The sequence below is a fragment of the Pelotomaculum sp. PtaB.Bin117 genome (genome assembly GCF_002067195.1).
Lineage (GTDB): Bacteria > Bacillota > Desulfotomaculia > Desulfotomaculales > Pelotomaculaceae > Pelotomaculum_D > Pelotomaculum_D terephthalicicum.
The window spans coordinates 1-7,513 of record NZ_MVQM01000046.1 but is presented as its reverse complement, the minus strand read 5'-3'; the positions used below and the strand labels follow the sequence as shown (position 1 = coordinate 7,513).

Annotated in this window: 7 protein-coding genes and 1 pseudogene; 6 read left to right on the top strand and 2 right to left on the bottom strand. The window is 46.6% G+C overall.

Features of this window, described 5'->3' with window-relative positions:
* The 6 genes and pseudogenes from A4E54_RS03005 to A4E54_RS02980 all read left to right on the top strand — a co-directional run.
* Nucleotides 1–265: pseudogene (locus A4E54_RS03005) on the top strand (ABC transporter ATP-binding protein); the annotation flags it as partial.
* A 75-nt stretch (nucleotides 266–340) separates the two neighbouring features.
* Complete coding sequence (nifH, locus tag A4E54_RS03000; protein WP_286724283.1) at nucleotides 341–1,171, top strand: nitrogenase iron protein; 831 nt, start codon at nucleotides 341–343, stop codon at nucleotides 1,169–1,171.
* A gap of 7 nt (nucleotides 1,172–1,178) precedes the next feature.
* Nucleotides 1,179–2,684 (top strand): nitrogenase component 1, encoded by a 1,506-nt coding sequence (locus tag A4E54_RS02995; RefSeq protein ID WP_286724281.1) that lies wholly within the window; start codon nucleotides 1,179–1,181, stop codon nucleotides 2,682–2,684.
* Nucleotides 2,685–2,686: 2 nt separating this feature from the next.
* Nucleotides 2,687–4,045 (top strand): nitrogenase component 1, encoded by a 1,359-nt coding sequence (locus tag A4E54_RS02990; protein WP_286724279.1) that lies wholly within the window; start codon nucleotides 2,687–2,689, stop codon nucleotides 4,043–4,045.
* 253 nt (nucleotides 4,046–4,298) lie between these two features.
* A complete protein-coding gene (locus tag A4E54_RS02985; protein ID WP_286724277.1) occupies nucleotides 4,299–5,453 on the top strand; it encodes a double-cubane-cluster-containing anaerobic reductase in 1,155 nt (384 codons plus the stop codon).
* Between the two features lie 17 nt (nucleotides 5,454–5,470).
* Nucleotides 5,471–6,616 carry a double-cubane-cluster-containing anaerobic reductase gene (locus A4E54_RS02980; protein WP_286724275.1) on the top strand — a complete coding sequence of 382 codons (1,146 nt, stop codon included), beginning with the start codon at nucleotides 5,471–5,473 and terminating at the stop codon, nucleotides 6,614–6,616.
* 50 nt (nucleotides 6,617–6,666) lie between these two features.
* Here A4E54_RS02980 and A4E54_RS15865 read toward each other — a convergent pair whose 3' ends face one another.
* Nucleotides 6,667–7,080 (bottom strand): MFS transporter, encoded by a 414-nt coding sequence (locus tag A4E54_RS15865; RefSeq protein WP_502687915.1) that lies wholly within the window; start codon nucleotides 7,078–7,080, stop codon nucleotides 6,667–6,669.
* Between the two features lie 229 nt (nucleotides 7,081–7,309).
* Nucleotides 7,310–7,513: anion permease (locus A4E54_RS02970; RefSeq protein WP_286724274.1), on the bottom strand; the 204-nt coding region annotated here is incomplete at its 5' end.

Below are 7,513 nucleotides of genomic sequence, written 5' to 3'. Positions count from 1 at the left end.
CAATCAGGTAAGGGTTCTCCTGCAAATAAAAAAACTGTCGGAAGAAGGCATCGGCGTGATCATGACTTCCCATTTCCCCAATCATGCTTTTCTTTGCTCCTCTAAAGTGGCTTTACTGAACAAAAACGGTGTTAAGATCGGCACGGCGGACGATATCATCACCGAGACGAACATGAGAGATACCTATGGAATAAATGTGCGGATAACAAGGCTTGCCGACAATCATGGCGCTGAAATCAAAAGCTGTGTGCCGCTGGCAAACTGATTTTAGATGGAGGGCGAAGCGAATAAAAAGCCGGCTTCAGGCCGCTCCGTGGAACAGCAGGGGAAGGGGGAAAATATGCATAAGGAAAGTAAGAAACGCAGACAAATAGCGATTTACGGTAAAGGCGGCATCGGCAAATCGACGATTACCCAGAATCTGACTGCCGCTCTGGCCAGAAAAGGAAGAATCGTCATGCAGATAGGCTGCGATCCTAAAGCGGATTCCACCAGAATGCTCATTGGCGGGAAAAGACAGCAAACGGTTCTGGATACTTTGCGCCAGTATGGCCAAGTAAAGCTGGACGATGTGCTAAAATCCGGTTTTGGCGGCATCCGCTGTGTGGAGTCAGGCGGTCCTGAGCCCGGGGTGGGCTGCGCGGGGCGGGGCATTATTACTGCCATCGACCTGCTGGAGAGCATGGGCGCCTATACCGCCGATCTGGACTATATATTTTACGACGTCTTAGGGGATGTGGTCTGCGGCGGCTTTGCCATGCCGATCCGGGAAGGAAAAGCCCGGGAAATATATATCGTGACCTCGGGTGAGATGATGTCCATGTACGCCGCCAATAATATCTGCATAGGGATAAAAAAATTCGCGGCTACCGGCGGCGCCCGCCTTGGCGGGATTATCTGCAATGCGCGCCGGATTAAGAAAGAAGAAGAACTAATCAAAGCTTTCGCCGAAAAACTCGGCAGCCGGATGATTGAGTTTATCCCCTGGGACAGTATTGTCCATCAGGCTGAGATTAATAAACAAACCGTAGTTCAATATGCCCCCGAATCTTCGCAGGCCCAAAAATACGCTAGTCTGGCCGACAGTATTGACGAAAACAGGGACTTGGTCATACCTACGCCTATGGAACTTGAGGAACTGGAAGATTTGGCCGGCCGATGGGGAGCGTGAAGAAATAGTGTCGCTAACTGAACGTATCCATACCCAGAACAAATTTCTCACCGGAGAAAGGGACCTGAGCACCTTAATGATGGACATACCCGGCGTCCTGTGCAAGCACGGCTGCTGCTACATGGCCTGCCGGGGGCTGGTGTTAAGTCCGATCAGCGGTATTTTAATCATTACCCACGGGCCGGCGGGCTGTTCCTATTATTCCTGGGGCGGCAACCGCCTCCATCACAGACCGGCAAATGCGCGGCACGATTATTACAGTTACAGCTTTTCCACCAATATGGAAGAAAGCGATATCATTTTCGGCGGGGAAAAAAAGCTTCAACAGGCTATTAAAGAAGCGGTGGAAATTTTTCATCCTCCGGTCATAGCCGTTTGTTCCACTTGTCCGGTAGGGCTGATCGGCGATGATGTGCAGGCAATCGCGGAAGCAGCCGAGAAGGAACATGGAATTAAAGTGATGTCTTTTTCCTGTGAAGGTTTTAAAAGTATCCCCGGCTATAGACTGGCTAATCTTGGGATAATTGAGAACGTTATCGGCACCGGGCAAAAAAATGTGGGAAAATATCCGGTTAATATAATCGGTGAATTTTACAACGGCCGGAGAGCGAAAGAAATTGCCCGGATCTTTCAACAGATTGGCTATGATATCGTAGCGGTTTTAATGGGGGACGGCAGCTATGACGACTTGCAAAGCGCCCAGCAGGCTAAATTAAATCTGTTCAGCAGCGACAAGGTCGTGGCGGATTTGGTGGATGTCATGCAGGATAAATTTGGCACCAGATGGATGAGATTTAACTTTATCGGGATGGACAACATCATTAATTCTTTAAAAAACATGGCCGGTTTTTTCGGCGATCCGGAACTTTTAAGCAAAACAGAAGACTTAATTGCCAAAGAGCTGGAACGGGTTAAAGACAGTATGGACAATTATAAATTGAAATTAAAAGATAAAGTTGCGGTAATCTTTGAAGATGAATTTGTCACCCGCCATTATCAAGCACTGCTTGCCGACCTGGAAGTCAGTCCCGTTACAGTAGGCAACGAGTTATTGTGCCGTCCCGGGCAGAATGAAATAGGCTTCCTGTCGGCGATAGAAAGCGGTGGCAACGCTCCCGCCGCCCAAGACGACACGCGGTACGATACCGACTTGGAACACTACCATATTAACTTTCCCGTCAGCTTATACGAAAAAATAAAAACAAAAATAAAGCTTGCGCATGATCACGCTGTCCGTTCCAATCCCGCTTTGGGCAGTATCCTGATATCCAATCTCAGTCAGAGTGAAACCGAACAATTGCTTATAGCCCTTCAGCCTGATATTTACTTCCCCGGGATCAAAGAAAAATTTGCGGGAGTCGGCGCCGCTTCTCCTTCCTGCTTCTTCAACGCCGACGAATACCGGTTTGATTATGGCGGATTCCAAGGAGCCGTCCATTTGGCGCGGGACTTGTTAATGACGATGAATATGGCGGTTTGGCAGAACGATGTCGCACCCTGGAGGAGGATATGAGCATGCTCGATTTAACACCGCGGGAACCAATTACGAGGCAGGCCCTGCGTATTAATCCGCTGGCCGGCTGCCAGCCCCTGGGAGCAATATACGCTTCCCTGGGTATTCATGGCTGCATGCCTCACAGCCATGGCTCATCAGGCTGCAGCCGCTATCAGAAAACCTTATTGCAAAGACATTTTCGCCGCTCTTTTAAGGTAACAACCAGCGTTTTAAAAGAATCCGCCGCCATATTCGGCGGTGACGCCAACCTGAAAACCGCCGTAAAAAATATTTTTGATTTGTATAATCCGGAGATTATCGCGGTGCATACTACCTGCCTCAGTGAAACAATAGGTGATGATATTAAAGCCTGCCTGTGCGATTTCCCCCTGCCGGAAGGGAAATACCTCATTCATGCCAATACGCCCAGCTACACCGGTTCGCATATCACCGGATTCGCCAACCTGGCAGCTTCAGCTATCCAATATTTAGCCGTAGATTCCGGCTCCCCGAACGATAAGGTCTGTATTCTGCCGGGATTTGTCAACCCCGGCGACATGAAGGAAATCAAGCGGATTAGCGCTCTTATGGGAGTGCATTACATTATGCTGCCTGATACCTGCGGTGTATTTGGACAACGCGGGCTGGAAAAGATTAATGAATATCCCGCGGGCGGCACCAGAGTAGCGGACATTATTGACTTGGGCAATTGCAAGAAGACTTTTGCTCTGGGCAAATATGCATCGGAAGCGGCAGCCGTCCAACTCAGGGAGCAATGCGGAGTGCCCCTGGCATTAATGGATTTACCCATTGGGATAGAAGCTACAGATCGCTTTATTATGGCGCTGAAACAAATAAGCCGCCAGGATGTTTCTTATGATTTGGAAGAAGAAAGAGAACAGGTCATTGATATCATCCTGGACGCCCATCCGTATTTTTATCACAAAAAAATCGCTTTGTTCGGCGACCCCGATCTGATCATAGCCCTTGCCGAGTTTACTGCCGGTATCGGCATGATCCCTCAATACGCTGTCAGCGGAACCCCGGGAGCATATTTTGAGGATAGAATGCGGGAGATTTTCAGGAAATACAAGATAGACGGCAGGGCTAAAAATCCGGCCGACCTTTTCGACCTGCAGCAATGGCTCAAAAATGAACCGGTGGATTTGCTGATGGGCGATACCCACGGCAAACTATTGGCCAGAGCCGAGGATCTGCCGTTCGTTAGAATAGGATTTCCCGTCATGGACAGACATGTCCATTCTTATTTGCCTGTCGTTGGCTACAGGGGAGCCATACGCGTTCTGGATATGATTTTAAATGCGCTGATGGACAGGCTGGACAGGGATTGTCCGGAAAATGACCTGGTATTTATTTAGCTGTTGCATTCTCCTCACGGTCTCATTCTCGAACATAGATATTTTCTATTCTAATCAAGATTCTCATATATAAATTCTATTAGAATATAAAAAAGAACTTTTATATAATTAAATTGTCATCTTCCCCCATTGGTTGACGACCAAGTTCATTTTATGCTTGGGGATTTCGCACATCTTCCTCATATGAATTGACACAAACAGCTGGAACACAATATTACCGGGCTGCTTATAAAGTAGGGAAGGAAACAAACTAATGGAGCAAAAGAAACAAATCATTGACCGGTTTAAAAACGCCAGGTCTGATGCTGTTCAGGAATTAAACAGGCTGAAAAAAGAAGGAGCCAAAATAGCAGGCTATTACTGCACTTATACACCGACCGAGATAATCTTGGCTGCCGGGGCCGTGCCGCTCAGGCTATGCAACAGTTCAGAGCAATATGTCCAGGAAGGGGAGGTCCATCTGCCTCGCAATCTATGCGCCATAGTTAAATCCAGCTTTGGCGAGGCGGTAAGCGGCAAATCCCCATACTTTGAAGCCGCGGATTTAGTTGTTGGGGAGACAACCTGTGACGGCAAGAAAAAAATGTATGAATACTTAAGAGAACTTAAACCAACCCATATTATGCAGCTGCCTCAAAAAAACACCGGCCATGAAGAGTCATTGCTGTGGATAAATGAAATGAGGAGATTAAAGAGCAGCCTTGAACAGGAATTTGAGGTTGACATCACCGTTGCTAAGCTCAAGGACGCCATCAAACAAAAAAATTCGCAGAGACTTGCCGTTAAAGAGTTCTATGAGAACTGGCGTGCCCATCCCGGAGTATTAATGAGTTCTGAAGCATACAGCATACTTGGTAATTTTGACTACAGACTTGATCGTGAAAAAGCTTTAGAAGACCTCTATGCCATGATCCGGCATATAAAAAGCGGACCCCCAGATGCAGATGTGAAAGAATATGATAATTCTCCACGAATACTGCTGACCGGCTGTCTGCTGGGAGAAAAGATGGCCGGGATTATCAACATTATCGAGAAAGCCGGCGGCAATATTGTCTGCGTTGAAACTTGTGACTGGCTGAAAGGAAGCGACGGCTTGGTCAACGAGGATATGGAGCCCTTCTCCGCTATAGCGGAAAAATATCTGCAAATACCATGCCCGGTTATGTCGCCGAATCATAACAGGATGGAGCTGGCAGCAAGACTTATTGACGACTATCAGGTAGATGGAGTAATCGATTTCGTGCTGCGGGCCTGCCTTACCTACAGCGTGGAAACCGTACCTCTGAGACGGTTAGTCAAAGATAAGAAGCACACCGGATATATGAGTCTTGAAACCAACCTTGCTCATTCCGAATCAGGTCAGCTCAACACCAGGGTCAGCGCCTTTATTGAAATGCTGTCTATATAAATAAGGAGAAAAAAACAATGGATTTTACCCCCATGTTAAACGAATTTGCCGAAGCCAGACAAAATGGATTTATATCGACAAAGGAATTAAAAGACCAGGGAAAAAAGGTGGTAGGTGTGTACTGCGGATTCGCGCCCTGGGAGATCATTACCGCTTCAGGAGCCGTCGCCGTATGGCTTTGCGGCATGTCCGACACTACGATTCCTGACGCGGAGCAGCATCTGCCGGCTAATCTTTGTCCATTAATCAAATCAAGCTACGGCTTCGCTATTACCGGTAAATGCCCTTATTTTTATTTTTCGGATATGCTCATAGGTGAGACCACCTGTGACGGCAAGAAAAAGATGTATGAGTTTTTAAGCGACTTGAAACCCATGCATATTATGCATTTGCACCAAAATCCGAAAGCGGAAGGCTCTTACCGGTACTACAGATCCGAAATGGTGAAGTTAAAGGAAGCCCTGGAGAAAGAATTAGATGTTGAAATCACAGATGATGCTATCCGGGATAGAATCAAATTAAGAAATAGAGAAAGAAAAGCCTTGAGGAATTTCTATGAAATGGGGAAAATGGTGCCGCCGCCGATTTATGGTTTCGAGATGAGAAAAGTTATTCAGGCCACATTGTTTATTGCTGATAAGGAAACAGAAATCGAAAAGGTTGAGAAACTGACAAATGCCATCAAGGAGGACTATGAAAAAAACGGCAGTGCGGTGCCGGCTACCGCGAAGAGAATAATGGTCACCGGCTCGCCCTTGGGGGATGCCACTGAAAATATCATTAAAATCATAGAGGATAATGGCGGTGTGGTAGTCTGCTTTGAGAACTGCTCAGCCATCAAGGACAAAGAAGATGGCGTTCAGGAAACAGGCGACCCGTTTGACGCGTTAACGACCAGGTATATAAAGTCAGGCTGCGCGTGCATGAGTCCCAATGATCACCGCATGGACATGCTCTCTCATTATATTGACGAATATAAGGTGGATGGGGTTGTGGATGTCATACTGCAGACCTGTCACACTTATAATGTGGAAACAAAACGAGTCAAAGATGTGGTTAACCAAAAAAATATTCCCTATCTAAATTTAGAAACTGATTATTCACAGGAGACAATTGGACAACTAACTACCAGAATTGCCGCGTTCTTAGAGATGATAAATTAATGAAGCTCTTGCCCAACGCATATGCACGCGAGTCATAGATATCGGCAATGCTATGATTGCTTATTCAAACTCAGATTATGGAATTCCAAAGTCCCCCAGGCTGTCAAGGTCAAGCCGGCAACAGCCAGGACTTTCGGGCCAAAACGGTCAAAAAGAAAGCCGCTTACCGGCATCATTAGCGTTGTCACAATAGCGGCGGGCATTAATATAAGGCCGGTGACACCAATGGGAATATCCATTGTAAAAATAAACCGCCAGTTTAGGTGGTCTACAATATAGCCCCCCAGAGTCGGCCCGACAGCCGGGCCACATACCGCCGCCATACCCCAGACCCCGAGAGCCAGGCCGATTTTCTCCCTGGGGACGATCCTGTATACGATAGCCATGCTGACCGGCATAATAGCTCCGCCACCGATACCCTGGACCACTTTGGTTGCCCGGTCATTCTTTTTTTCATTAAACACCTGAGTTATTGTTAATTTTATTATTATTAATTATATTTGCCATCCGCAATCTGCTTCGCCGCAACTGCCGCCTCCCGAACCTGTTCGGCAATTATCCAAGATAAATAAGAAGGTTTCGCCTCTCTTTAAAGCTGTTTATTATTTGCTAATTAACATCTTTTAAGGATTGAGACGAAACCTTAATTATTACACTATTATTTAAATGCATCTATCTCTTTTTACAAACAAACTACCAAAGGCCAAGCCATTTCCAATACGTATAAGCCGTTATTATCCAAAAGAGCAAATATATCAAGACAAAAGCCCAGCCTGACTTAAGCATATCCTTGACTTCAAAATAACCGCTGCTATACATCACCATATTGCTTGTCATTTGCATTGGCAAAAGATAAGCGGCATGACCGACTGTACCAATAACCATCAGCAATACAGT

Excerpts from the sequence above, each read along its gene's own strand:
- nifH (WP_286724283.1), top strand. The coding sequence starts at position 341 with ATGCATAAGGAAAGTAAGAAACGCAGACAAATAGCGATTTACGGTAAA.
- A4E54_RS02990 (WP_286724279.1), top strand. The coding sequence starts at position 2,687 with ATGCTCGATTTAACACCGCGGGAACCAATTACGAGGCAGGCCCTGCGT.
- A4E54_RS02980 (WP_286724275.1), top strand. The coding sequence starts at position 5,471 with ATGGATTTTACCCCCATGTTAAACGAATTTGCCGAAGCCAGACAAAAT.
- A4E54_RS02985 (WP_286724277.1), top strand. The coding sequence starts at position 4,299 with ATGGAGCAAAAGAAACAAATCATTGACCGGTTTAAAAACGCCAGGTCT.